This is a genomic window from Paenibacillus sp. FSL R5-0623 (assembly GCF_037974265.1).
Classification (GTDB): domain Bacteria; phylum Bacillota; class Bacilli; order Paenibacillales; family Paenibacillaceae; genus Paenibacillus.
This window is the reverse complement of record NZ_CP150233.1, coordinates 2,554,394-2,579,112: the sequence shown is the minus strand read 5'-3', so window position 1 is coordinate 2,579,112 and position 24,719 is coordinate 2,554,394. Positions and strand designations below refer to the sequence as shown.

The window sequence follows — 24,719 nt, the reverse complement described above, 5'->3', positions numbered from 1 at the left end:
CCCCTTCTTTTTTTATGTCATATCATAACCTATTTCAGTTCTCTTGTGTCGTCATAATTATGAGTTTCATCAAACGCTTTGTTTCTTATATTCATTTCACGAATGGAGTTCTGAACCCAATTCATTCTAGCTAATAAACAGATAACTCCACCCAATATACATATCGCGCCTATCCAATAATTCAGTTCAAAATTCACTTGATAATCACTCGGAGTATAACTACCCGCTGCTGCTGACTGGAATGCTGCATACCCTAACTTGGGAATCACCTCTTCAATCATTTTCGAGAGCGTAATAATCACAATTCCTAACATGATAAAGAGTAATGAGAAAACAATGTGTACATGCTTCAAAGACAAGTTACCTCCTTTACAATCCAAATCACGTGTGATTTGGCACTACTTGCATCTTAGAAGCCGAACAACTTCGCCATCAATCTGCCCTTCACTTACTCTCTGAAAACCAAGTGATTCATACAGATTTCCGGCGATACCATTTTCCGGCCTGTGTCCAATCATGATGCGTTTGCAATTCAGCGATTCTTTCATTAGATCAATTAACTTCTTAAGCGCTTCTCTTCCATAACCTCTGCCCTGATATTTTGTATCTATCATAAGAGCAAGAAGCCAGTAGTTATCCTCATGATCCGGCTTATCTGAGTACACAGCAAATCCAACCAGTTCCGAATCAAAATAGATGGCCATCGGTCGAAAATCGGTCACGACCTTGGATTCAGCAATCCAATATACAACCGGCGCGGGAAAACTTTTTTTCTGTTCTTCAGTGACATTCAGTTGGGTACATGCATACCAATTATCCACTGACACACTTCTTAAATGAATCATTGTTTGAAATTCCTCCTCGTGAAAATTACACAGAGGAATCCCTTGGAACCCTTCCTTGGGTCCTCTGCGCTAGACAAAAACACCTCTGGCAACTTCATTTCTTCTACTCATATTCATATTGTTTCTCATATCACATCACTCCTTTCATGTTGTTGTGCAGGCCTCTTGCGACTTCAATCACCTGAAGTTAAACCTTGGATCTCTGATAATTTAGGAGTATGTTTCACAAGGTCCGCTATTTCATAAGATGCATTAGCTGCTAATGCATCTTTAACTGCCTTAGCCCCTCTTGTCTTCCAGATCGAATATATCCATTTGGAAAAACCATATGCATTAATGTGGTGACCACGTTCCTGTATTTGCATGAACAATTTCACACTTTCCTGATACCTTTCGATATCCGTTAAAATACAGGCAAAATTGTTCAACGCAATGTTGATATCTCTTTGCGAATTTCTGGAGACATTAATATCCTCCCAGCTTCCGACCACTTCATCTTTTCTTGAAATGGGTAGTGTTCCATCATTGATTTCATCAATCCAGTCCATCGTTTCGTTTACAAGAGCTTCAACTCCCGCGAAATGCCCGGCATGATACAGATAGGCCAGACGCTGTTTGTTATATGTAATCCGGGCAAAAAGAATATTGGACCATGACTCATCTTCTTGTATGAGCTGGTTCATATTTTCAAGCGCACTGTCCATTTCACTGTATCTCTCCAAAACCCAAAGCGAACCACCCAAAGCCCGATGGCTCTCGAATCGAACACCTCGGTTGGTATCCAACTTCGGAGCATGATCGCAAGCATATTGGTACCAATCAATCCAATAATTAAAGTAGTTCCCCAGAGATAATGACAACGCTTGTGTTGAATCCGAAACGATCCAGTGTAACTGCTCCGGGGCGAGATTTTCTTTTCCCCATTCGAAGAATTCCCGGTGATTGGCATAAAGCAGTTCCGGCTCTCTTAACAAGGCATAACCATCGGAAACATTCCAGTAGACCCAGCCCTGTTCATTAACAGATAATTTCCTGGATTGTTCGTAGTTTTTCAGTAACTCAATCATACCCTGATGATCCCCTTGAACTACTAATTCCTGAAAAGAATGAACGATATTCATCCCCATCCTCCGTCCCTAATTAGTTTCGACCCAGCTATGTCAATGGCTTCGTGCCGCAAGCTGTAATGAAATTCATCATGGCATAGGCTTCCGGCGAATGATTTATCGCTTCAGAAGCTTGTTGCAGCTGAGCAAATTCCTCCGAACTGATCACATCTTTTTCAGCAAAATGGACAAAACGATTAAGATTAAACTGCTGCTTAAACCCTTCTATGCCTAACAGATCACTATGTTGAAGGACAGAATCAATGTCAACATCGATGTATCCGCTCTCAGAAAGGAGACGCGGCAGACTTCTGCCAATTAAGCGATTACCACCGTGTTGTGCTACATAGTCCGAAATTTTCATTAATACCGTATGCAAAGCAGGAACATCAGGATTCACTGCTCCAAAAACGCCGTCATCCACATCAATAATGGCAAGACGGCCGCCAGGCTTCAGTACACGATATATCTCTTGTGCAGCTTCGTTTGGATTGTTCAAGTGAAGAAAGATCAGTCTTGCCACGACAAAATCAAAAGAATCATCAGGCAGATCCATCTGGTAGATGGAAGACTCTACAAATTGTAATCGCTTGGAAGAAATATTTTTCAGCCGTTCTTTGGCTTGTGCTTGCAGTGAACGATCAATTTCAAGCGAGGTAAGCTCGCTGTCCGGCAGACTGTTCAATAGTTGCTCTGTAATGTAACCTGGTCCGCTTCCGACCTCCAATACACGCATTCCATTTTTCAAACCATACCACTCTAGATTTCGAAATTCTTTGGACCACCCCATGACCGCCTGCATCTTTAACCTCTCTAATTCCTCTTGTAAACTTAACACTGCCGTTTGGATACTGTATGTTGAACGCGGATCACTCATATATTCTCTCCTGTTCTTCAGTAGAATAATAAAAACATATATTCTTAGACCTTTTTCTTGCCTAGAAAAAAGCATCCTTATGATTCAATTGTTCCCCTGCTTGAGCTTCTGTAGAAACGGCTTCACGAACATGCAATTTTGTCATAGATAACTCGTCTCCTTATGGTTTGGATCATGACGTAATTGATCTATTTATAGCTCAAATTTTATATAACTCTTCTGGATTAACGAAAATTCCCCTATCTTTCTATTCTTGATTTTAGCATGAACAACCTTCTATATCTCAGAAGTAATAAGGATATATCGAATATATTGACAGCATACTGTCAATGAATTAAGATAAACATATGAAATACAACCAAAATATAGAAGATCCACTAAGCAAGTTTTCCCTTCACATCTTTCACATTCATGGATTATTGATGCGTTCGGGGGACATCGTTACACGTTCACTCCATCAGAGCAGTGCCCGATGGCAGGTACTGGGTCGCATTGGACATGGTACACCGACAGTAGCCAAAATCGCCCGTGATATGGGGCTAGCCCGCCAAAGTGTACAGCGCATTGCAGATGTATTAACCGATGAAGGGCTCACTATGTACAAAGACCATCCGACAGACCGACGAACCAAGTTACTTGAATTAACGGCGAAAGGAGAAGAAGTGCTGGAAGCGATCTATACACAGTACGATGAATGGAACCAGTATATTATGGCTCACCTTGATCCGAAGCAATTATTAGATATAACGAATGCTCTCGGCCAAGTCGGGCAAATTTTAGAAAAGGAAATTACACAGTTTAGCGATAAGGTGAATGAGTAGAGAAGCTTAATCTTATCCAAAACCATGATTGGGGTGTTCTTATGAAAAGTATTTTCAATAAAACGCATACTGTGGAAATCGTAGAGCGTATTGATAGACTCAGTGCAAATTCCAAGCCCGAATGGGGAACCATGCAGGTCCCTCAAATGCTGGCTCACTGTTCGGCATTTCAAGACATTCCCATGGGGAATGCTTTTCCACCTAGAGGATTGCTGGGAAGGTTCGTTGGAAGGTTGGCCAAACCGATGTTTTATAATGAAAAGCCATTACCGCATAATATGTCGACCATCCCAACAATTGTCATAGAAGACAACAGAGAGTTTATCGTAGAGAAAGAGAAACTGAAACAAAAGATTACAACTTTCCAAAGTGGTGGTCCAAAAAATTGCTCCTCCCACCCCCATCCTTTTTTCGGAAAATTAACACCTGAGCAATGGGGTATAGGCATCTATAAACATTTAGATCATCATCTAAAGCAATTTGGAGTGTGATTCGTAAACGAACATTTTTTGAATTGTGGATTATACTTGTTATTCATTGATGAACTTTCTTAGCAATGACTCAACTTCATTAACCCAATCCCCCTCTTCGTCAGCCAGTAAAGTCCTCCAACCGAGTAGATTAGCGGAATGTAAATTTTTCTCTTGATCATCTATAAATAGAACCTCTTCTCCAGCTGCCAGGAAGGTTCCAACCCGTTGATATATCTCAATCTCAGGTTTGCATAAACCCACTTGATTAGAGATGGTTACACTTTTGGTAAATGAGCTTAAACGGCTAAGATTCGGCTCAATCCATTCCTTACAATGATTGCTGAGCAGATGGATATCGGCGGACTCACTCCATCGCTCAAGGTATTGAGCGGCTGTTAAGGGAACAATTGAATTGTACAAGATGTCTTTCGCTCGGCTTATTGATAATTCGGGATACATCTCCTTCAACGATTGCCAGAACTCTTCTTCCCTCATCATTCCTGTCCAGAGCTTTCGTTTGATTCCTGCAAAATGTACTTTCAAAGATTCTGCCGATAGGTTGGTTTCCTCACTCATATCTTTCCAGCACGTCAACGACATATTACTTAACAAAACCCCTGCGATATCTAAAACGATCTGTGGTCTGCCTTTCATTTTATCGACCCCCAAGTTCATCTAATACGACGTATAAAAGGCCTTAAGTCACTTAAAAGCGTCATGTGGAAGGACAGCATGTACACCCTTAACGCCATTCACAATTTGGGTGATACGCAGGTCAAATACCGCGCTTCCAAGTGCAATCGCTTCCACTCGTTCTAGTCCGTACAACTCACCCATCAGATTGAGCATCCCGTCTAATGCTTGAACCGTAGCCTCATTCAGATCTTCATGAAAACCGAAGGTAATCCAGCCGGATGGCGTATGTGCACGAGGATTGATCAAAATCATATCATCAATCACATTAAGCGTGACATCCACCAATTCCATCGGACATTCAATGGCCTGACAGCTGACTTCACCGTCCCCCTGCCGTGCATGACCATCACCAATCGCGAGATAACCCCCGTCTACGGGGATAGGTAAATATAATTTACTTCCCTGCACCAGTTCCTTGCAGTCGATGTTCCCTCCACAATAGCGAGGCGGCCAAGTCGTATGAATTCCACCTGACTCTGGCGGCATGCCCACTACACCCATAAACGGCGAGAGAGATACAGTGAAGGACTTTCCTTTTATTTCACAGGTTCCATTCATCGTTTGGCTATCAAGTGTCCAGTTCAGCGACAGTTCTTCAACCTCTGTTAGATGTAACTTCTGGTTCTGCCAGTTCGGATATCCGCCAGCGGAAGTAAACCCGTATCTCCCGGGTACGATCTCATTGAAAATAATCTCCAACGTCTGTCCTTGCATCGCCTCTTCGATATAGATCGGACCGATTAATGCATGACCTCCATCTTTTTCACCTTGACGATCAAAAGGTTTCATGCGTTCCACATAACTCACACCTGTTCCCCAGCCCGCATCTAGCGTCTGAAAACGAATGGAATCACCAGATTTCACGCTCAAAATGGGGATTACCTCATTTGTAAATGAACCAATAAGATTTTCCTGAGTTAATTCAATCTTATGAGTACTCACTACAATCCCTCCCTGGTTTGGGATACATATTATATTCAAAGCAAGCAACATGCTGTGTTCCGTGTCACCCTCTGCCTGCTAAATCCTTTACGCTTCAAGGTTGGCAAGATATTTCTTCAACGGTTCCATATGATGCTGGTCATGCCATATAAAATCTTTAAGGTATTGGGGAATATAAAATACGTTCCCCTCTGCGTCCAAATACGTCTGATGAAGCTGTTCCTCCGATAACCCTCGAATGTCATTCATAATTTTATGGCGGTACGTGATAGCCTTGTTTACGATTTCGGACGTCTCTGTGCGGTTACCAAATTCAATAGCTTTGCGATTAAACTCTTCAAAATTCATATGTTTCAACGTAACTGGCTGCTTCAGAGCAATCTTCTCAATCGCTTCCTTGTAAAAATATCGGTCCCATAACATGATATGACTGACGATGGATTTTATCGTCCATTTCCCTTCTTCCATGCTGGAATTCCAGGTCTTCTCTTCAAGATGATTCATCGTTTTGACAAACAACGCCCATTCTTCAAAAGTTTGAAGCAAATGCTCAATCTCTTTGGTCATGATTACATTTCCCCCTTCTTTCTTTTTGAAATGGTTCACTACTCTATATGTTCTCTTCTGTTCCGATTCATCCATCCCAAAGCATAATCAACCATCTCTCTTTGGGGTATCAGATAACTCACAGCTTTCCCTACCATTCCTTCGGTAACAGCGTTAGTCTGGATCTTAAACTCATTAAAAATCAATTCAAAATCATCTGATTCATTGTTAATATCATCGTATGTAGTCCATTGTTCAATTCCATCTACCAGCATTTTTACTCCCCAGACTTTTGGCTTAACAAATGTATTCTGCTGTTTGTACTCGGCCAGGTGCAAGGAGGTGTTACTATTTGTAGGTGCACCAAGTAACAGAATGTGTCCATTCAAATCATAGATTTTTCCTAACGGAGATTTCTCATTTAATGCATAATGCAAGTTGTGATCTTCCGTTATCCGTTTTGCCTCTTTCCCCCAGGCAGCAAAAGACATGTGCGAATGTGAGCTTCGAAACACACCATCTTGCCTCCGAAACACCTCAGGAATGATGCCCATATACGAGGTTGGTGTTAAGTCAGGATAATAAATAGGCATATTGTCTTTGATGAACTCAATTTCCTCTGAAGACAAGTTCGCGTCATGCTCTGAAGGTTCACAAAGATGTTCTGTTTGAGTGGGCATGACAATGGTTCCATTGGTTCCAACGGCTTCTTCCAGAGCTAAAATAACACTTACCGGGCCGCCTATAACCTTACCTATTGCTTTGAAGGAGGAATGCACGATTACCGTCATGCCCTTCTTAACACCTAATCGTCTTAAATCATTACTGAGCGTACTTTTTGTAATTCCAACTGTTATCATATGAACTTTTCATCCCACGCTGTATTGATAATTCCCCGTCTAACATTCCATTCTTTCCGCATTTTTCGTTTTACGGCATCCCGCTCTTCTATGGCCAATTCCAAAAACCGCATATCATCTTGGATCATCATTATTCACCTCTCTAATAAGTACTGTATAAGCGCTTCTCTCGTCATTGGATGTAGAATAACATCTTCCGAGTTCATCATGCGTTCTGCCAAATTGGAATCTTTGACTCTGCGGCCCCATTTTCTCGAAAAAGACCTCCAGTCACATACCATTTCTATAAAATATTTTTGTGGCATAGGCAGAGCTTCTTTTGTATTTCTGTTTACAATCCAGTACTCCCAATGATGTTTATTATGATTCTGGTGATGTAACCATGCGTTCTTCCATCTTAGTTCTGTATCTTCATCTTTACGACCGGCATAAAACTTGATTGCATAAGGAATAAATTCTTGAGGACAAAACTTGGATAAATCATGAAGCAACCCCTGTGCATATAAACCTTCATGCAGCACTCGATTAAAACATTCAATTTATGTTCAGTTACATATAAAAAGTACCTCCAATATGCAGAAAGCAATGTCATCCCCCCTAACCTACTATTTTCGAACCCTACACCCTCCCTTAAAGGATAAAATGCGTTGTAAATCGCAGATGAACTCCTCTTGCAAAAGCCTTTCTACCAAGTGAACTACTTTCTCTACGTAGCTTGGTGTAATCACCTGATCGGAAAAATAATACCCAGCTGTTTTATTAAAAAGTTGAAAAGACGCTTCATCCAGATGGTATCGATGTAACGTTTGTTGCACGATCCTTGAATATCACTCTCTTTCAACAGTTACAATGCTGCCTGCATCCGTGTGATAAAAAACTACTCATTGTTTTCATCACTGGTCTCAATTGTTCTACTCAATACAATTCGAGGACAATCTCTCGGAAAATAATAGGTAAATTCATGTTGCTCATCAATTGCCTGCTCTGTCAATGGATGATATCTCGGCTGTCATGAAGAAGCAGTCGTGCCCTACAGTCAAAAAGCTAGAACATCATGCTATAGACGCCCCAGCTTCTTTCTTTCATTCTCTTCAATTCATACAGTGAAGCTTTATTCACTTTTAAACAGCGTATTGATAATCATCTCGGCACATTCCTCAGGTGTATGCAGACTCGTATCCACCGAGTAACTATACTGAATGTCGGAAGCCATGATTTGATGCTGCTCATCCGATTGCTCTTCTCTTCGATCCCCACGTTCGATGTTCCGCTGACGGCAGATGTCGAGCGGGCAATATAACTCAACGATATCCAGTGGATACCCCTCAAAAATCTGTTTGACTTGTTCATAATGCGGCGCGAGCTCCGGTCTTTCCACAAGAATGCCATCAATCAGAACATGCTTTCCATGGTCTGAAAATACTTTTGCCGTATGATACATCATTACAATCGCTTCACTCAGATACTTCCAGTAATCCGTCTGAAGATGTTTATCACCAATCGTATTTTCAAATAAATCATTAGCCACAACATAGAAAAACGGATCATCGTATGATTGCATCGCCTCTACAATTGAAGTTTTACCAGAGCTGGTTACACCGTTCAAAAATATAATTTTGCCTTTTTCCATGAAAGTCATCTTCCTTTGCTTAAGTATAATTTTATAAACCTAATACAGCGTGTATTACGTATGTTTCATTGATTTTTTGAGCAGCATGATCTGGCCAATATGATAGGCATTATGAATACATAGATTCGATACAACTCCCCACCATGGCGCGTTGAAATAGGAAGGAATTTCACGGGTCAATTTATGTTCTTCGCTATCTTCGAGTGCCTTGTTCCAATCACTAAAAACGGTTTTCAGTCTATGTAGTGTCTTGCGCCACTCCACATCGTTCAGGGTAGACGGATCTATGTCAAATGTATCCTCATTATTCACTGAATGCAGCCCGTCGACCTGTTCGGCAATATATCTCTCAAGCCACCTCTCATTCCAGAAAATAAGATGATTGACAATCGCCCAAATGGAATGCTCCCCCTCATTCTTTACATAAGCGGCCTCCGCCGCATTGAGGTCTGTCAAAATATCATGAAGCGGTATAAACCAGCTCTTGTCATGATAACAGGCGTTTAATTGGTCTATGAGAATAGCTTTGTAACTCATCGCTGCACCTCACTCAGATTAATATAAAATTTATTCGGTCATTAAATTCGCAATCTTCATCACAAGATCTTCTGACATGTTTCTACCAATGATCTCGTATTGCAGCGCCTTCCCATGCACATCCTCTTCGATCCATATCAATTGGGAAGTTTCATTATTGAATATATAAAATGCTTGGACGCCACGTATAGCTGTTTGTTTAACCGTAGTACCACCATGATCAGGCAATGCGATCCGGCTCTTTGTTGTCCCGAAAATGTTAAGTTTATAACCACCGTATTCTTTATAGGTGATGCTGATGCCCACAACCCTCTTATTGGGCTTCAAGTCGCGTATCACTACATTTCTGCCTGACCTGTTACTCTCTTCAATCATTTCATCAATTTCTTGCGGAGTTAAATTATCAAATCCATAAAATACATGAATGGCATCGATATCAGAATCAATCGGAAATTTCGGCTGCCATGGAGAATAATGTTTCTGCAATTGTTTCAAACCGTCTTCCCATGGAATGGGTGCATAATTGGTCTGTTGCGTGAATTGATTCTCTATAACATCTGCGGTATAAATCGCCTTCCCCTCACCAGGCTTTAAGTCAAAGACGATTCGGTCAATCACATGATCATTGCGTAAGGATTCAATTTGAATCTTTCCAAGCACATCTCCGCTTTTGTTTTTGATATCCATTGTTCTTCACTCCTTTCCTTTCAAAACATCTTCCTGATCCTCATATAATAGAAAGCCGAACCCTACAGAAGATAAAGCGATCATGAGGACTCCAAATATGCAAATGGTCGCAATATCCTCGTAACCATAACTTGTCGTTTATTCGTCTGAGATAAAAACCTTTTGGAAAATCATGATTCTCCGTAAGGGCTGCAGATGCTATGGTAATGGAGCCGGACGGAGCTTTGTTACCCTCTGAAATATTGGTAGAACATATCTCGGGCTGATCCAAATATTGCATTCTTAGATAAGGTCCTAACTCGACCGGACAACATTCCAACCCTAGATCATTGGCTCTTCGAAAGAGCTGAAAAGTCGTAGCACCATCCGAAAATCCAAGTTGTCTGAGGGTCAACTCAACCGTTTGCAAGCTTTGCTTTGTACTGGAAACTACAAATCTCTCATCATTTAACAACTGTTCTCCATATTTATTCAATGAAATAGAGTATTGGTCCAGTTTCTGTATACGCTGTGGTTTTGTTTACCCGCCAACGTCTACTATTCTTATTTCAACTGCGCAATCAGGGTATACTTTTTCATCTTCAATTAACATTTGTATCCCCCTAATCTAGATTCACATCTATTTGACTTTATATATCAAATGCAGTCACTCACCTAGTTCTGAACCCGTTTACATACAGATCCTCGGTAATTGAGAGCAGCAGATCAAGGCTCCTCATTAGAAATTCAATTCACAATCATGGTGTTCCCACACATCAAATAAGTTACCGTTCAGATCTTCTAACACAAAAAACTTCCCATACTGTCCCTCATCACTAACAGCCCCTACTTTCACATTCTCTGATGTTAAGTAGTCATGTAAAGAACCAATGTCATCGGTGAAAAATGTAATGACCCATCTCTTTTTCTGATGTACTTCAAATGTCGCTCGTGTTTCATTGTCGCTTTGAATCAAGTCCAAAATTGGACGATCACCCCGAAATAAACTCAAATATCCTTCGCGTTGGTGGCGAATGTTAAATCCAAAATGTTTACAAACCAGGCGGCTGACACTTCCATATCTTTCACTGGAATTACATTATATGCTATGCCCAGAATCCTCCCATTTTCCATATGTTACCACCTCTGCGATGTTACACAAGATTTAATTTGAGCAATATGATGCTGCCCGTGCCATACAAATCTTTGAATCGCGATATCCAGTGTAATTGTACCTAACACTTCTGTTCGGAGTGTTCGTCTAAACTGATCGGGATGTAAACCATACAACAGCGTGAGAAATCGCTTGAGCAGTATCTCCATCAGCAAAATTGAATCTTCGAGGGGCATACTCCTGTAATCATGTAAAGATGCCCATAAATCCTCTCGATATGAGCTTGCCATCGGTACCTCTTCAGTTAACGCTCTCTTGAACCTGATATAAGCATTCATGTCATTGTCCGCAAGGTGGTGCACAATCTGTGTGATTGTCCAACCGCCATCACGATAAGGAGTACAAAGTTGATCATCATTGAGATGTAGTGTAATCTCTCTTAAGGTCTTCGTAATTCCGGGAATTTGACCAATGATGTGGATTCGATCCTCATTAGAGAATTGAAGACTTGGCTCAAAGTGTCCTATCGGAAAGCGTATTTTTTCATCCAAGGTTGGCCACCTCTCCATTTCTCTACTATAGAACCAAATCATATCCAATATAACCCACAATGTTCCATTTGCGAAGTGTAAAAGCAAAAAAAGAAGCAACCTCGTTCCCGGGCTGCTCCTTATATTAAACTACTCTCATATCTGTATTTTGATTAGAAAACTAGTACAATTAAACCTGAGTTACGAGCGACTTTAAGGTGGAGTCTACCATAATGAGTGACCTTATTCTGAAAATTCAATCAAAAAAGGATGGTTTTTCTCATCTAATGCATTATGAATTCTGTTATAGAAATTCCCCCAAGTTATCATTTGCCCAGCTTCTTCTAAAGTAAAGTAGCCCACCTCTTCACTTTCATCACTGGTAGTCAAAGCTCCACCAATCGGTTTTCCAGTAAATATATTGTTGCATACGCCTCGCGTTATGTTCTGATACAATCCACAAAATTTAATTAATTCAATGTCAATCCCTGTCTCCTCTTTCACTTCTCGAACTGCTGCCTGCCTAATAGTCTCTCCTTCTTCAACACAACCTTGAGGCATTTCCCAACCTCTTCGACCTTTCATAAGTAAAATCTCATTATGTTCATTGAGAACGATTACACTAGCAGAAACGATAAATTTCATTCTTATTCCTCCCACTATAAAGTAATGTTTTCGCCTGTTTTCTCGTCCATTCGTAGATTTATTACTTCGACATCTTGGTTTGATGGAGGAATATTGGTTCAGAACCAGATTTTGCTGTAATGACCGGTGGCGGGAACAGAGCTTGGACTTCATTTTTTATCCAAACTGTGGTCATGCTTATGATCGCACAGTGGATCTCCACATCTCCCTCGGGGTTTACCCTCCCATGTCACGCGGGGTCATTGCCCTTACATTCCTTCGTTCTACCTGCCAAGGGTGGAGGCCAATTCTTGCTCCTAAACGGGGTCGTTGCCCTTATGGAATGGTATTCTTCGGCTTCTCCGGTGCTTCAATTGTCTCGTTATACATCTGTGAACGAGTCGAGATTTCAGGCTATTGATTCTTTGAACTAAGGTGCGATCTGTTGTAACTGCGCTTGTCGTACAGGACCAAGAACTTCGTTTGCGTTGTACTCTATTTTCTTCGTCCCCAGTGTGTGCAGGACGCGTATCAGTTTGCCGCAGAGCGCGATTAGCGACTGTTTTTTCTTCAGCGGATTTTGACTTCGTGTTGTGAAATACTTGTGAAGGGCCTTGAACTCCTCATTCTTCGCTACCATTGGCATGACGCAACGGAACAATAGGGCTCTTAGTCGAGATCGTCCACGCTTGGTAATGCCGGTTTTACCCTTACGCTTACCAGAACTATTTTCTTTTAGATTCAAGCCCGCCAACCGGATGATTTGTTGTCCGTGGTCGTAATGACTCAGATCGCCAACCTCAGCCAGAAATCCTGCAACGGTAACCGCGCCAACGCCTGGGATATTCAACATCTGTGTCGTTCCCGGTATCTCACTCAAGATGTCCATGACCTGTTTCATGGTCGTTTCCACTTGTTTAGAGAAAAGCTCATACTGGTCGAGCAAGCTCAGAAGCTCCAGTCTCGCAGCTCGTAACCCTTCGGTAAGTCCGATGGATATCCCGGCTGTCGCAAAGAGCTTTTCCGCTCTCTTGATACCGACTCCACGCTTCACTTCCGTTTTCCAGTGTGCGAGAACGCCTCTGGCGCCTGTAGAGACGATCTCTTCCGGTGTCGGAAACTGGCGCATTGTCATCAAGGAAGTTTTGCCTTCCCAATCTTTAAACACGCTCAAATACTCTGGAAAATAGCGATCGAACCAGTTATGCACACGGGCCTTGACTTGGTTTAAACTCACCATAACCTTCTGACGGAAATTCATGAGGATGCGTAATTCGGCATATTCCATCGCCGGCAATTTGGGCTCCAAGTACTTCCCGTTTCGGATGAGATCTGCAATGACTTTGGCATCCTTATAGTCACTCTTCGTCGGCGAGTTATCCTCAAGTTCCTTGCTCTTGTTTACGTGATGCGGATTCACAATGACGATCTTGATATCTCGAGCTTCCAGAAAAGCGGCTAGCGGAAACCAGTAGTGCCCGGTAGGCTCGATTCCGAAAACAATGTCCGTTTTCAGATGAACCTCCTGAAGTTCTTTCATCCATGTTACTAGCTTTGTTAACCCTTCCTGATCGTTGTGGAACACGCAGTCTTTTCCTAATTCAATGCCACGGAAATCTACCGCTCTAGCTACGTGAATCTTTTTGGCAATGTCTGCTCCAATGACTAGCGTATCTTCTGTAATTCGCGTAATACGTTGATTCTGTTTCTGTTTCATCTTATACTTCATTTGTGCGCCTCTTTTCGTATGTGGGTATTGTTCTTTGGTCGGAACAACGATTCCCAGTATACTAAAGGCGCATTTTTCATTCAAAGCTCAAATTACTTCATTACAGGAATGGCTCCTATGTTGGTTTAAATAACCACTCTTCCTCGAATGGAATAGCTAAATGCCTAGAACTGAAACATAATCTTGAGTTGTTAATTGCTTTTTAATCCATACACCAAACTCTATAATTAATTCACGAAGTCTCTGAACACTATTGAGAAAATCTTGTTGAAACTCATCTTTAGAACTGCCAACTGCCAAAGAAGAAATACACATGTTCATTTATTAATTCCATTGTTACTTTTTCATCAAGGAGATTAGCGAACGTTTTCAAATCCTCAAGGATCACCTCCCACGTTTTTCGATGTATTTCATTGAACGCATAATGATCATATCCAGAAAATATACTTTCTATTGTTTTCTCTATATAGCCGAATACTTCTTCATCAAAGTAAATTGAGTTTTCATTCCAACAATGCCCAAGGTACTTCCCGGGTAAAACTTCAATATAACCAGTTCCTTCAAGTTCTTCCCGATCTCTTATTATCTTCATTGTTCACCCTCGTTAAATAATTTCGTCGATTTCACATACTTTTCTGTATATAAGCCCCAGCGTATGCTGGGTGTAATGCGGATGAATGTCGAGATTCTTGCACCCTGTTACAAGTCACTACTTCTGTATTCACTTATGTGATCTTCTATCATGTTTCTAGCTTGTTCATATGTTCTAATCGCTTCATCTAATTCAATCTTTAATTCCTTATGATCTTCCCAATATCCTTTATTCACTTTAAACAAGGGACAGAATAAATCCTTGATATACATGTCTCCTGCTTCTCTGTTGAAACTCCTGCTGACAGAGGGACGTATATCCCGATGTGTGAATGCGGAGTTATATGATTTCACTACCTTCATTGAGTAGACTAATCATTTTCCTGTTGGTTTTTAAGATTATCACTTTGTCTTTATACGGGGACAAGAAACTACAGATCTCTTTTCGATTTGTACTATTAAATTTATGATTCCAGATAAGCATTTCAATTAGTCCTCTTAATGTTTGCTTGTATATAGATCTTTCGGAGCCTATTCTTTGTTTAACAAATCTCATGATAATTCTAAAATGTCGAATCAACACATTAGTATCTAGGTAATAAATTACATCTGCTCTTGAAAAGCTATCAGAAAGCCATTTATAATATACTCCCTCTACAATCCAACTATCATTATCAATTATTTTATGTAGTAATTTATCTCTCACGTCTGGAGGATTTTTTCCTGAAAACTCCACTCTACTGCTCCACATGACTGTATCTAGTTCGTAGAATTTAATATTTAACTTCTCTGATAAAACTTGACCAAGATATGTTTTTCCGCTACCAGTTGAACCTATAATATGAATTCTTAAAGGTCTAGACATAATTAGTTTCTCCTCTTTAATTTATTGCAGTGATTTCTAATCACCTTCCTGTTTTTATGCAGTTCAACAAACTCGTAGGTGTCTACCATAATATCATCTTCGAAATCCATTCAGCAGACCAAGACTCCATTAGGAGCCGCTGCTTGAATATTATGTTATACGACAGAATCTCATCTTTGAGTAACCAGAAAATGTTCTCATCCCATCATTGATCTTCTCTATGCTCCAATAGATCTCCGGGCTGACATCCCAATGCCGTGCATAATTTATCAATTACTTCTAAAGATACATACTCATTCGTATTGAGTTTTGCCATCGTTGCCGATGAAATCCCCGTCATTTTCAATAAATCCTGCTTCTTAATCTCCCTGTCAATCAATAATTTTTGAAATGGTTTATAACTTATCATCTGGTATCCCTTCATTTCCGAATTGAATTTTTCTTTAATTATATGAAATTATATTTTCTTAATCAAAAATATCTTTGACATGCCTTGACTATGATCTTCATTATGATAAAATAATATTTAATAAATTAAATTTTTATTCGTAAAATAAAACACAACGGATGGTGATCATTTATGCACAATTCTTTAGAAGTCCTACTTGATTCTTTGATACGTAATCGGATTGAAGCTTTATATATGGATCTTCTCAAAAATAACTCCATTTATAATCAATACTCCTCCGATCGGAATCTTTACTTCAAACAGTTACATGAGCTTTTACCTCAGGATATGCATAAAACTCTATTTCTTTACGATGACGCAGACCTTTCTGTTCAAGCAATCTTAGAACGTGAAATCTACTTACAAGGTTTTAAGGATGCTCTTCAATTACATAATGAATTAAATATATTATCTAATTGAGAGCCAAATGGCTCTCTTTTCATTTGAGTCTGTCGAAACGTTCCTGTGTTCACGTCGCCCCACCGACTTAAATCCCCGCTAGAATTCGGCTGCGGTGCGGATGTGTCCGATGACTATGATTCCTTGCTACTGAAATTCCTCTTCATGCTATACCATATCTGAAATAAACATGGCTTTAGTTCCTTCTTCTGGTTTAAATCCGAATAATCCATAGAATTTTTCTGCACTATCATAAGATATAAGCACTTTTGTTTTAATATTAGAATATCGACTAAGCATTTGTTCCATCATTCTTTTTCCAATTCCTAATGATTGATATTCTTTGTGTACTAACATGTAATGAAAATATACTGTCATCACGCCGTCAGACAATGCATTTATTAAACCAACTAATTTGGTATCATCCCATGCAGTAATAACCGTATGCGAGTTGTTTATTGCTTGTCTCAGATCTTCTGGGAAATCTCCTGATTTCCAGTCCACGGAATGAAATAGTTCTTGAATTGCCTGTGTATCAATGTCTTTTATTTCTTTGAAAATAATTGTCATAATATTGCTCCTATGCTTGTTGTTTTGATTGGGAGTATTGGATAACGTTTCTGTAATGATGAACCCCAAAGGGGGTTATCCGCTGAAAATCTTCTCGAAATCCATCCACAGACCAAGGCTCCGGACCTTCACTATTTATTTTTCTCCTGGTACGTATTCAATCAAATCAGATAATTTACAATTAAATGTATCGCATAGCTTGAATAAGGTTTCCAGCTTTGTTGTTTCTATATTTGTTTCCCTATAGAGCTTATTGATCGAATTCCGGCTTAAACCCGATTTTGCCATCAATTCTGTTATATCATCTATTCGATGTTCTGCCATGAGTTCTCGTATATTACACTTGATTATGTTCATCTTTCCCCTCCATAATTCTATCTTCCGGGGTTATAAAACTCTCTTTTTCTATTGTTTTTGATTCTGTCGTATAACGTCCTGCATGTTCACGAAAATACCTAGCCTTGGATAGCTCTTATCTTGGGCTGACTCGTGTTTTCTGAGTGTTCTTCCATGAATATACATCTTACGCTAAGGCGTGGTATCCCCACAGCTTGAATATATTGTTATGTGCCGTTAATGACTTCAAAGCATCACCTAAAAACCTTTGATCCAGATTCCACCTCTATTTTTACTTTCGTATAAAAACTCAACTTCACCATCTAGCAAATATCGATATTCAAATAATTGCATTGTTCTTTCCCTAATTCTCTCCCGTATAACCGTGCCTAGGCTTACCGATCCTTTTGATCCAAGGTAACCATTATTAATAAATGTTTTCTCTACAAATTTTGTTTCCTTTAAGTGATACTGTAACCATTCTTTCTGAGATTCGATTAGTGCTTCTCTTGGTTCTCTATCCAACTTAAAACGAAGCTTTTCATATATTTGATTCAACTCTTTATCCCAAATCTCTGTATATTTGCTTTCCAACGCCCCCCATCCCATTGTTGTAATAGTCTCTTTTGAATTTTGAGCCTCATCAAATTCCACTTTATAATCATGATCTATAGGATTTTGAAGCATTTCATCATAAAATTCTCCTTTCAATTCATAGTTCCCAATGCTCATGGATAACACTTCATTGTTAGAAGCATCTGATTGACCTTCAGTTATTTCTTTCGATTCTGTTCCATCACCTCTACTCACTACATCGGGAGGCAGTTCAGAATTCATTATTGATTTAGTTTCGCTGTTCAAGGTAGTCAATTGACTACTATTTTGGCAAGATGAAAACAATATTGTAATAAAAAATAATAAGAGTATCTTACCTTTCATAAATGATCTCCTTTAATGGCGCATAACGTTCCTGTATCCACGACCCTCCCACCAACTTAAGCGACCAATTGGAGCGGCCGCGATGCGGTTAGTCGGTACGGATGTGTCCGCTGGATACACTTCCCTTCTATTCCCCTTCGGCAGACCGAGGAGCCTTTAGGCGCCGAAACACGGATATGATGTTAGAAACTCCCTCGACAGACCAAGGGGCGTTAGCCCGCAGCGTGAATAATTTGCTATCGGATGTTTTAGTCCCATTGAGCAACCTACAAGTTCTTTCCATATTCATTAAGTACTTTATTTACAAATTCGGTCTTCCCATCCGTATAAGACTGGCGATTTTCTCTATATTTAATAGCAAGTTCTTTCTTTAGATTGGCATATTCGACTACAAATTCGGGACTGCTAATTAATGCATCTCTGAAGGATATATGTCTTAATAACTCTGTGCTCTCTTTATTACAAACATATAAATGATGTTCAGGTTTCTGTATTTTTACTATACTATAAGGCACATTTGCATCCTTTCTTGCAAAAGCTTCTCTGTTCTCAACACCCAAATTCCCTTCATGATAGTAACCTAAACTTTCTAATCCTTGAATTACATCTGGAAACAAATCCATAGAATTAATTACTACATCAATATCTAAAATAGGTTTTGCCGCTAGTCCAGGTACTGCGGTACTACCAACGTGCTCAATTCTAAGTACTAGATCCCCGAGTCTTTGTTCTATGATGGATTTCAGATCAGAAAACATTTCAGACCATTCATTGTTGTAATCTTCAATAATTATTGTTTTTTTACTCATCCTTGAGATGCCCCCAAAAAATAAAGTATTCACGAATATCTCCAATAACATTCCTGTATTTACGAACCCGAGAGCCTTAAGTTACCGAAGGGAACAGGTCCAGACTTAGGCTCGCAGGGTTGTCCGGCTGTTCACTTCCCTGCTCATAACTTCGGCCGGGCATAAGGTGTTAGCACGCAGAGTGAATACGTTGTTATACGCCCCCCTTCTCTTCAAATCCCCTCAAGCTATCGTTTACTTAAACGTTTAATATATCTTCCATCTGTTCCGTCTTGAAGCAACTCTAGTAACCCATCTGGTACCAGTTTTACTGTCAAATTCCCCTTAAAATAATTAAGTGGTTTCCATACTGCTTTATAGGGTTTACTTCCTTCTATTCCATCTATTTCTTTCAAATCGTAAAGTGATCTATTCATAAGTTCAGCCTCATAAATAAAATCATTTTCATGTCCAATTTGACCCTGGTAGTTGAATATATTCTCAATTACACCAATCAAGGTAGGTTCTGAAATATCTGCATCAATTTCTTCTTTGACTTCACGAATTACAGTGATTTTGCTACTTTCTCCATATTCAACTGTTCCCCCAATAGGTCGATAATAAGTTATGCCTACAGCCTCATCAAAAAACTCTTCTAACAGTACTTCTTCCCCTCTTCGGATAACACAAAGTGAAACTGTTCTAATCATTAATATGTCCTCCCTGCTTCTATGCAATTAGCCCACATTGGATTGTCAACATTAAATCAGACAACTTTTTTAAGGGCTTCTTGGCGATACTGAACAGGCGTCAAATACCCCAGTGATCCATGAACTCTGTGCCTGTTAAACCAGTTAACGTAGTCGTATAATTCCAATTCCAAATGACGGAGGTTTCGGAATTCCATTTGGTAAATAAACTCCGTTTTCATGACCTTGTAGGTGGCTTCGGCCACAGCGTTATCGTAGGGACATCCTTTCTTGCTGAGTGATCGACCAATACCAAACGTGCCTAGAAGCTGGTCCATCACGTGGTTCTTAAACTCACTCCCACGATCCGTATGAAACCACTGGATTTGGCTCAAGTCGCCTTCTACCGTTGCAAAGGCACGCGAAACCAGAGCAGCGTCCTTATGTGGACCTGCACTGTGGCCAATAATTTCTCGATTGAACAGGTCCATGAGCACACAAATGTAATGCCACCGATGACCGACCTTCACATACGTGAGATCGCTGACCACGAAGCGCTTTGCTTCCGTCTGATTAAACTCCCGACCCAGTTCATTCACTGTTTCCTCCTCATTATAGGCCGTTTTATGAGGCTTAAATTGCGCAACGGTGTACGTGGAGACGAGACTCTGCTCTTGCATGATTCGACCAATGCGACGTCTAGATACGATGAGTCCTCGTTCCTGAAGCTTGGCTTTTATCTTTCGTGTACCATAGACTTTTCGATTTTTGTGGAATATCTCCACAATAGCTTCCGTGAGCTCATCTTCATTTGGCTTTTCCTTCGCTTCATGATAGAAGGTGCTTTTGGCGATTTCGAGGACGTTACACATTGCTGATACTGAGTATTTATCACGGTTATTCTGGATGATAGTTACTTTCGTCCCATGATCAGCGCGGCTTGCTTTAAAATGTCGTTCTCCATCCGTAAACGTTGGAGTTCTTTACGCATAGCCATTAATTCGTTTTCTTCAGGTGAACGGTTGTCTTTCTCTTTGAAAGAGCCCGTTGCCTGCGATTGCTTGATCCAGCGGTCTAGAGCCGAAGCAGTGAGGTCGTATTCCTCCACAATTGCAGCTCTGGATTTGCCGTTTTCAAAGAGTTGCACCATTTGTTTTTTGAACTCGGTTGTGAATGTGCGTCGTTGTTGTTTAGGCATTGTAGAGATCCGCTCCTTAACATGATAATTTTATTCTACAAGCCCTTATTTTTTCTGTCCAACTAAGTGTAGCCGATCCACATAAATATAATTAGAGATTGTCGTATAACGTTCCTGTACCACAACCTCCCACCGACTTAAGGCCCTAAAGAGTCCCGGCCACGATGCGGTTAGTCAGGGCGGATGTGGCCGCTGAGTTCACTTTCCTGCTAATCGTTTCTCGCGGACCGAGGAGCTGTCAGGCTCCGAAGCGTGGATATAATGTTAGATGTAGTCAGTTGCTTCTAGGTGGTTAACTCAATCCTTCTCTTACAATTTGCAATAATTCTTCTTTGTGGTCTGGGTGACATGCAATTAAATAAGGTTCTTCTTTCATTCCATTAAACTAATAAACGTTCTGTTAGAGGTTCATAGACCACTCCAATAACAGGCTCTCTTTTGTACATTAAGGTAATTGATATTGAAAAAACAGGTAAACCAATTGCAAAATTATTAGTTCCATCTAAAGGATCAATTAACCATAACCAATCGTGCCTAGTTCCGATAAGCCCTGCCTCTTCACTGTGTATCTGATGATTTGGAAATACGTCTTGTATTTGTTTGATAATGATTTCTTCACAGATATGATCTACTTCAGTAACCACATCCCCAAATTCATCTTTAGATCTCAGTTCAACAAAGTTATCAAACTTCTCTTTAGAGATTAGACCTGCTTCGCGAATAATTCTTATTGCTATCTCTTTTGCGGTTTGAATAATCTTACGATCCATTACGCACCTCATATTGATATTGATTTTGATTTTAACTGATTTCGTCTAACATTTTGTTTTCACGACAACCGGCGTATGCCTGATACGTCTGGCTAAATAAATTCTTCTGCTTATAGCTTCTACCCGACTAAGGAGCACTAGCGACGATGCTTGAACATCTGGTTAGGCGATGTCGTTGCCCTCCATGATTACCATTACATACTCATCCCAATCCTTACCATCTGTATTGATTTCTATTGTTGGCACTCTTGAGATATAAGCTTGATGTCTTAATACATTTTGAATTCTTAATAATTCACTTACCGACGATCTTACTTCTTCTTCTGTTTTATAGATCCATTCTTCGGGTTGTCTACTTTTAATTCTTTCTTCTACAACTTCGGGCGAGATTGTAAGCAAAATACACTTGGCGTTTAAAGACTCAAGCTGTTCTTCTATTTTATTTATCTCTTCCAAATCCGAATCTACAAATGCAGCTCTATGATTTAAATGAAACCTTTCCAGAACATAAAATAGTCCCCTAGATCCTCTAGATGCAGGACCAAGTTGAATTGCCCATTCGTTAAGTTTCTTTAGCATTTCAACCCGCTCTTTAAGTAACTCAATGTGTCCTTCTCGGGTTAGACTTACATATTCTCCATGATTATTATTCAAAATTTGAGAATAATGTTCTCCAAGAATAACTACGCTCCGTTCTGAGGATTCTTCTTGTGATTGATAACGTTTAATTGCTTTTAATACTGAAGTCTTCCCAGCATTTGAGTATCCTTCAAGAATTATTCCTCTAATATGCATTTAAATCTCCTTCCACTAGCAATTATTTCGCATATCGTTTCTGTATTCCTACGTTCAACGTAATTAAATGCGTCTTCTGAAGCGCTTTCATCTGGCAGACCAAGACTCCGAAGGAGCCGCAGCGTGAATATTATGTTATCTGATGCTGATACTTCTTTAAAATATCCGAATACATTCTTAGTTTTTATCTTTCAAAAGATCTTCCCATTCTTCGATTGATAATTTATTGGATATATTCTTTAAGTTCTCAGGGACACTTACAAAACACATTAATTCTAAACTATTTCCATCTGGATCATCGAAGTAGACTGAAGCATTCCCCTGATTAGGCCTAACAAATGGATCTATTGAATCTCTTTTTCCAAATGGGACAGGCTCTATTTCAATGGTTTGAAGCCATTTCACACTATGTCTAAGATCTTCATAACTAACTCGAAATGCTATATGCCTTAATGATGGATGATAAGAAGTGAGATACTCTTCGCCTTGCCATAGACCGACCCAACTCTTTTCTTTTTCAATCCAGAAGAAAGCTGTATCTTCATCTCTCCAGGCCAGCTCTAATCCTAATTTAGAATAAAATTCGATTGATTGACTTAAGTAACTCACTGGTAAATGTGCTTCATACAACCCAAGTATCATATTTTCTCCTTTCAATCTTGCCAGTTTCAGATAACGTTTTGTATTGGCGATGTCCCGACGGGCTTAGGGACTGGATGTGGTCACTCGCTTCTCAAGATGATTACGATCGTTAATATTTTGTTATCCAAATGAATTTCTGGAGGCAGCCATTGTATGTAAGGCGGTCTCAAAATAGTGATATACTTCATCTGCAATTTCCAGAAACTCTTCAACAGATACATCGCTATCCAAGTAACAAGCATACAGATACTCAACTAAAGCGGAGTCAATCTCACAATAGTTTAATATGGCATTCTTCATCTTAATGATTTCATCTTCCCATACCCCTGTATCTTCTAAAACCAAAGAGTATAATGCACGAATTAATCTCTTAGAGTAACCTTTAATATATCTAGTTTTCATTGAGTTATCACTAACATTAGAAAGTGAACGATGTACACGATCTACTTCCTCCTTGGTATCTGTATTTAAGTCTAAAATGAATTCTGGAGAAATTATGATCGGGGGTACTTTTTCACCAATGTCCTCCCCATGTATGCAAACACAAATGATCTTAACCCAAAAACCCCACTCGTTCGGTCTACTTAATACATCATCAATCGAGCAAATGATCGTATCCATCTTAGTGACGAATGGATATTCTTCCAAAAGCCTGTCTTTGATATTTGACAATCTTTCGTAATCAATGTCTTGGGGATTTGCACATACAATAGTAAAGTCTGCATCTGACTTAAAAGGTTTAGCTGTTCCTTTTGGAATCGAGCCACACATATAAATGCTATGAATCTTACCTTTAAATTCGTTAAGTATATGATCTATATACTTATCAACCAAATCCTTATATTCACTTTGTATTTCAATTCTATTTATAACTTTTTCTAATTTCATATAGACTCCTCCTAAACTATGAGCTTCTTCGAGCTCCTTATAATGAATTTACGACTTTCAATGTGCTTCGTTTATTAAGATTGAGATATACTCTTCATCTTTAAGCCTTGTCACCTTACAGTTCTCATTGGATTCAAATTCTACTATTCTCTCTTCAATTGTTTTATTAGTACGATCTTTAAATACGTCCTCTCGATCATAGTGAGGAAAAATAAGCTTGTCGGTTACACCTAATGCCTTAAAATCCGTTAAACTCATTGTATTCATCTGTGGAGTAAAGAAATCGACGATGTTAATATTCGGCCCCAGTAATAACGTTCCTGCACTTACTCCAACTATAATTACATTCTGTGCGGCCAGTGTTCTGATAATTTCATCAGCACCACTTTTCTTAGCGTAATACAATAATGTAAATGGATTCCCACCATTGATATATATAACATCTCTATGTAAGAGAATTTGCGGGTCATCAAATTCAATATCTACAAAATTGATATGCTGAAATCCCATATCCTTAAACTCTTGCATTGCTCTTTGTGCATATCTATTAGTTTCTTTTCTAGGGGATGCTGTTGTAATAATTGAGACTTTTAATTGAGAAATATCTCCATCAATAAAATCCAGAAATTGATTTTTAATATCTTCAGTATAAAAACCACAAGAGGTTAGTAACAAGCTACTCATTGAAATCCCCGTCCTTAACTAATAGTTTATCTAATCTTTATAATTGAATTAAGCATTCCCCTGATTTCTGCTAACGTTCCTTTATTCATGAACCCCAAAGGGGTTGTCTGCCGAACGGAGC

The 24,719-nt window shown here is 39.6% G+C and carries 33 protein-coding genes and 1 pseudogene; 3 read left to right on the top strand and 31 right to left on the bottom strand.

Annotation, left to right across the window (positions count from 1 at the left end; translation table 11 throughout):
- Positions 1–29: 29 nt before the first annotated feature.
- The 4 genes from MKY92_RS11925 to MKY92_RS11910 form a co-directional block, all read right to left on the bottom strand.
- Positions 30–353, bottom strand: a complete 324-nt coding sequence (locus tag MKY92_RS11925) for a hypothetical protein (RefSeq protein WP_339300819.1) — start codon at positions 351–353, stop codon at positions 30–32.
- Positions 354–398: 45 nt separating this feature from the next.
- Positions 399–845 (bottom strand): GNAT family N-acetyltransferase, encoded by a 447-nt coding sequence (locus MKY92_RS11920; protein WP_339300818.1) that lies wholly within the window; start codon positions 843–845, stop codon positions 399–401.
- 173 nt (positions 846–1,018) lie between these two features.
- Positions 1,019–1,966 (bottom strand): hypothetical protein, encoded by a 948-nt coding sequence (locus MKY92_RS11915; RefSeq protein WP_339300817.1) that lies wholly within the window; start codon positions 1,964–1,966, stop codon positions 1,019–1,021.
- A 34-nt stretch (positions 1,967–2,000) separates the two neighbouring features.
- Entirely contained in the window at positions 2,001–2,828 is an 828-nt protein-coding gene (locus tag MKY92_RS11910; RefSeq protein ID WP_339300816.1) for a methyltransferase domain-containing protein, read from the bottom strand.
- A gap of 347 nt (positions 2,829–3,175) precedes the next feature.
- On the opposite strand from MKY92_RS11910, the gene MKY92_RS11905 reads away from it, so the two are divergent.
- The gene (locus MKY92_RS11905; RefSeq protein WP_076216291.1) at positions 3,176–3,649 is read left to right on the top strand and encodes a MarR family transcriptional regulator; all 474 of its coding nucleotides are present in this window, start codon (positions 3,176–3,178) and stop codon (positions 3,647–3,649) included.
- Between the two features lie 41 nt (positions 3,650–3,690).
- Positions 3,691–4,140 carry a DUF1569 domain-containing protein gene (locus MKY92_RS11900; protein WP_339300814.1) on the top strand — a complete coding sequence of 150 codons (450 nt, stop codon included), beginning with the start codon at positions 3,691–3,693 and terminating at the stop codon, positions 4,138–4,140.
- Between the two features lie 39 nt (positions 4,141–4,179).
- On the opposite strand, the gene MKY92_RS11895 is transcribed toward MKY92_RS11900, so the two are convergent.
- The 16 genes and pseudogenes from MKY92_RS11895 to MKY92_RS11820 form a co-directional block, all read right to left on the bottom strand.
- Positions 4,180–4,776, bottom strand: coding sequence for an HAD-IA family hydrolase (locus MKY92_RS11895; protein WP_339300813.1), 597 nt, complete (start codon positions 4,774–4,776; stop codon positions 4,180–4,182).
- 48 nt (positions 4,777–4,824) lie between these two features.
- On the bottom strand, positions 4,825–5,760 hold the full coding sequence (locus MKY92_RS11890; protein WP_339300812.1) for an acetamidase/formamidase family protein: 936 nt from the start codon (positions 5,758–5,760) through the stop codon (positions 4,825–4,827).
- Positions 5,761–5,847: 87 nt separating this feature from the next.
- Complete coding sequence (locus MKY92_RS11885) at positions 5,848–6,327, bottom strand: DinB family protein (protein WP_339300811.1); 480 nt, start codon at positions 6,325–6,327, stop codon at positions 5,848–5,850.
- A gap of 38 nt (positions 6,328–6,365) precedes the next feature.
- Positions 6,366–7,166: an AAC(3) family N-acetyltransferase gene (locus tag MKY92_RS11880; RefSeq protein WP_339300810.1), complete on the bottom strand. Its 801-nt coding sequence runs from the start codon at positions 7,164–7,166 to the stop codon at positions 6,366–6,368.
- A 134-nt stretch (positions 7,167–7,300) separates the two neighbouring features.
- Positions 7,301–7,687, bottom strand: a complete 387-nt coding sequence (locus MKY92_RS11875) for a DUF5662 family protein (protein WP_339300809.1) — start codon at positions 7,685–7,687, stop codon at positions 7,301–7,303.
- Between the two features lie 590 nt (positions 7,688–8,277).
- Positions 8,278–8,796, bottom strand: coding sequence for an AAA family ATPase (locus MKY92_RS11870; protein ID WP_127546045.1), 519 nt, complete (start codon positions 8,794–8,796; stop codon positions 8,278–8,280).
- 54 nt (positions 8,797–8,850) lie between these two features.
- Positions 8,851–9,333 carry a DinB family protein gene (locus MKY92_RS11865; protein ID WP_339300808.1) on the bottom strand — a complete coding sequence of 161 codons (483 nt, stop codon included), beginning with the start codon at positions 9,331–9,333 and terminating at the stop codon, positions 8,851–8,853.
- A gap of 30 nt (positions 9,334–9,363) precedes the next feature.
- Entirely contained in the window at positions 9,364–10,020 is a 657-nt protein-coding gene (locus tag MKY92_RS11860) for a hypothetical protein (protein WP_339300807.1), read from the bottom strand.
- A gap of 40 nt (positions 10,021–10,060) precedes the next feature.
- Positions 10,061–10,612, bottom strand: a pseudogene (locus tag MKY92_RS11855) (helicase).
- A 126-nt stretch (positions 10,613–10,738) separates the two neighbouring features.
- The gene (locus MKY92_RS11850; protein WP_339300806.1) at positions 10,739–11,011 is read right to left on the bottom strand and encodes a hypothetical protein; all 273 of its coding nucleotides are present in this window, start codon (positions 11,009–11,011) and stop codon (positions 10,739–10,741) included.
- A 125-nt stretch (positions 11,012–11,136) separates the two neighbouring features.
- Positions 11,137–11,664, bottom strand: a complete 528-nt coding sequence (locus MKY92_RS11845; RefSeq protein ID WP_339300805.1) for a YfiT family bacillithiol transferase — start codon at positions 11,662–11,664, stop codon at positions 11,137–11,139.
- Between the two features lie 222 nt (positions 11,665–11,886).
- Entirely contained in the window at positions 11,887–12,288 is a 402-nt protein-coding gene (locus tag MKY92_RS11840; protein WP_339300804.1) for an NUDIX hydrolase, read from the bottom strand.
- Positions 12,289–12,697: 409 nt separating this feature from the next.
- Positions 12,698–13,984 (bottom strand): IS110 family transposase, encoded by a 1,287-nt coding sequence (locus tag MKY92_RS11835; RefSeq protein WP_339301766.1) that lies wholly within the window; start codon positions 13,982–13,984, stop codon positions 12,698–12,700.
- Positions 13,985–14,276: 292 nt separating this feature from the next.
- Positions 14,277–14,588: a hypothetical protein gene (locus MKY92_RS11830; RefSeq protein WP_339300803.1), complete on the bottom strand. Its 312-nt coding sequence runs from the start codon at positions 14,586–14,588 to the stop codon at positions 14,277–14,279.
- Positions 14,589–14,927: 339 nt separating this feature from the next.
- Positions 14,928–15,452 carry a DNA topology modulation protein FlaR gene (locus MKY92_RS11825; protein WP_339300802.1) on the bottom strand — a complete coding sequence of 175 codons (525 nt, stop codon included), beginning with the start codon at positions 15,450–15,452 and terminating at the stop codon, positions 14,928–14,930.
- Positions 15,453–15,657: 205 nt separating this feature from the next.
- A complete protein-coding gene (locus tag MKY92_RS11820; RefSeq protein WP_339300801.1) occupies positions 15,658–15,861 on the bottom strand; it encodes a helix-turn-helix transcriptional regulator in 204 nt (67 codons plus the stop codon).
- A 171-nt stretch (positions 15,862–16,032) separates the two neighbouring features.
- Here MKY92_RS11820 and MKY92_RS11815 point away from each other — a divergent pair, with 171 nt between their 5' ends.
- Positions 16,033–16,320 carry a hypothetical protein gene (locus MKY92_RS11815; protein ID WP_339300800.1) on the top strand — a complete coding sequence of 96 codons (288 nt, stop codon included), beginning with the start codon at positions 16,033–16,035 and terminating at the stop codon, positions 16,318–16,320.
- Positions 16,321–16,467: 147 nt separating this feature from the next.
- On the opposite strand, the gene MKY92_RS11810 is transcribed toward MKY92_RS11815, so the two are convergent.
- The 11 genes from MKY92_RS11810 to MKY92_RS11760 all read right to left on the bottom strand — a co-directional run bounded on the left by MKY92_RS11810 (position 16,468) and on the right by MKY92_RS11760 (position 24,598).
- The gene (locus MKY92_RS11810; RefSeq protein WP_150367609.1) at positions 16,468–16,869 is read right to left on the bottom strand and encodes a GNAT family N-acetyltransferase; all 402 of its coding nucleotides are present in this window, start codon (positions 16,867–16,869) and stop codon (positions 16,468–16,470) included.
- A gap of 135 nt (positions 16,870–17,004) precedes the next feature.
- Positions 17,005–17,226 (bottom strand): helix-turn-helix transcriptional regulator, encoded by a 222-nt coding sequence (locus MKY92_RS11805; protein WP_179086413.1) that lies wholly within the window; start codon positions 17,224–17,226, stop codon positions 17,005–17,007.
- 237 nt (positions 17,227–17,463) lie between these two features.
- Positions 17,464–18,144, bottom strand: a complete 681-nt coding sequence (locus tag MKY92_RS11800) for a lysozyme inhibitor LprI family protein (RefSeq protein ID WP_339300799.1) — start codon at positions 18,142–18,144, stop codon at positions 17,464–17,466.
- Between the two features lie 266 nt (positions 18,145–18,410).
- Positions 18,411–18,953 carry a GrpB family protein gene (locus MKY92_RS11795; protein ID WP_339300798.1) on the bottom strand — a complete coding sequence of 181 codons (543 nt, stop codon included), beginning with the start codon at positions 18,951–18,953 and terminating at the stop codon, positions 18,411–18,413.
- A gap of 227 nt (positions 18,954–19,180) precedes the next feature.
- On the bottom strand, positions 19,181–19,642 hold the full coding sequence (locus MKY92_RS11790) for an NUDIX domain-containing protein (protein WP_339300797.1): 462 nt from the start codon (positions 19,640–19,642) through the stop codon (positions 19,181–19,183).
- 56 nt (positions 19,643–19,698) lie between these two features.
- Positions 19,699–20,819 (bottom strand): IS3 family transposase gene (locus MKY92_RS11785; RefSeq protein ID WP_339298637.1). Its coding sequence is split into 2 segments (ribosomal slippage): positions 19,699–20,570 and positions 20,570–20,819, totalling 1,122 coding nucleotides; the frame shifts between segments, so codons are not numbered across the junction.
- A 380-nt stretch (positions 20,820–21,199) separates the two neighbouring features.
- The gene (locus MKY92_RS11780) at positions 21,200–21,589 is read right to left on the bottom strand and encodes an inositol monophosphatase family protein (RefSeq protein WP_339300795.1); all 390 of its coding nucleotides are present in this window, start codon (positions 21,587–21,589) and stop codon (positions 21,200–21,202) included.
- Between the two features lie 162 nt (positions 21,590–21,751).
- Positions 21,752–22,384 carry a hypothetical protein gene (locus MKY92_RS11775; protein WP_339300794.1) on the bottom strand — a complete coding sequence of 211 codons (633 nt, stop codon included), beginning with the start codon at positions 22,382–22,384 and terminating at the stop codon, positions 21,752–21,754.
- 177 nt (positions 22,385–22,561) lie between these two features.
- Positions 22,562–23,026 carry a VOC family protein gene (locus tag MKY92_RS11770; protein WP_339300792.1) on the bottom strand — a complete coding sequence of 155 codons (465 nt, stop codon included), beginning with the start codon at positions 23,024–23,026 and terminating at the stop codon, positions 22,562–22,564.
- 120 nt (positions 23,027–23,146) lie between these two features.
- Positions 23,147–23,914 (bottom strand): nucleotidyltransferase domain-containing protein, encoded by a 768-nt coding sequence (locus MKY92_RS11765; protein ID WP_339300790.1) that lies wholly within the window; start codon positions 23,912–23,914, stop codon positions 23,147–23,149.
- A gap of 57 nt (positions 23,915–23,971) precedes the next feature.
- Positions 23,972–24,598: a Type 1 glutamine amidotransferase-like domain-containing protein gene (locus tag MKY92_RS11760; RefSeq protein ID WP_339300789.1), complete on the bottom strand. Its 627-nt coding sequence runs from the start codon at positions 24,596–24,598 to the stop codon at positions 23,972–23,974.
- Between the last annotated feature and the right edge of the window lie 121 nt (positions 24,599–24,719).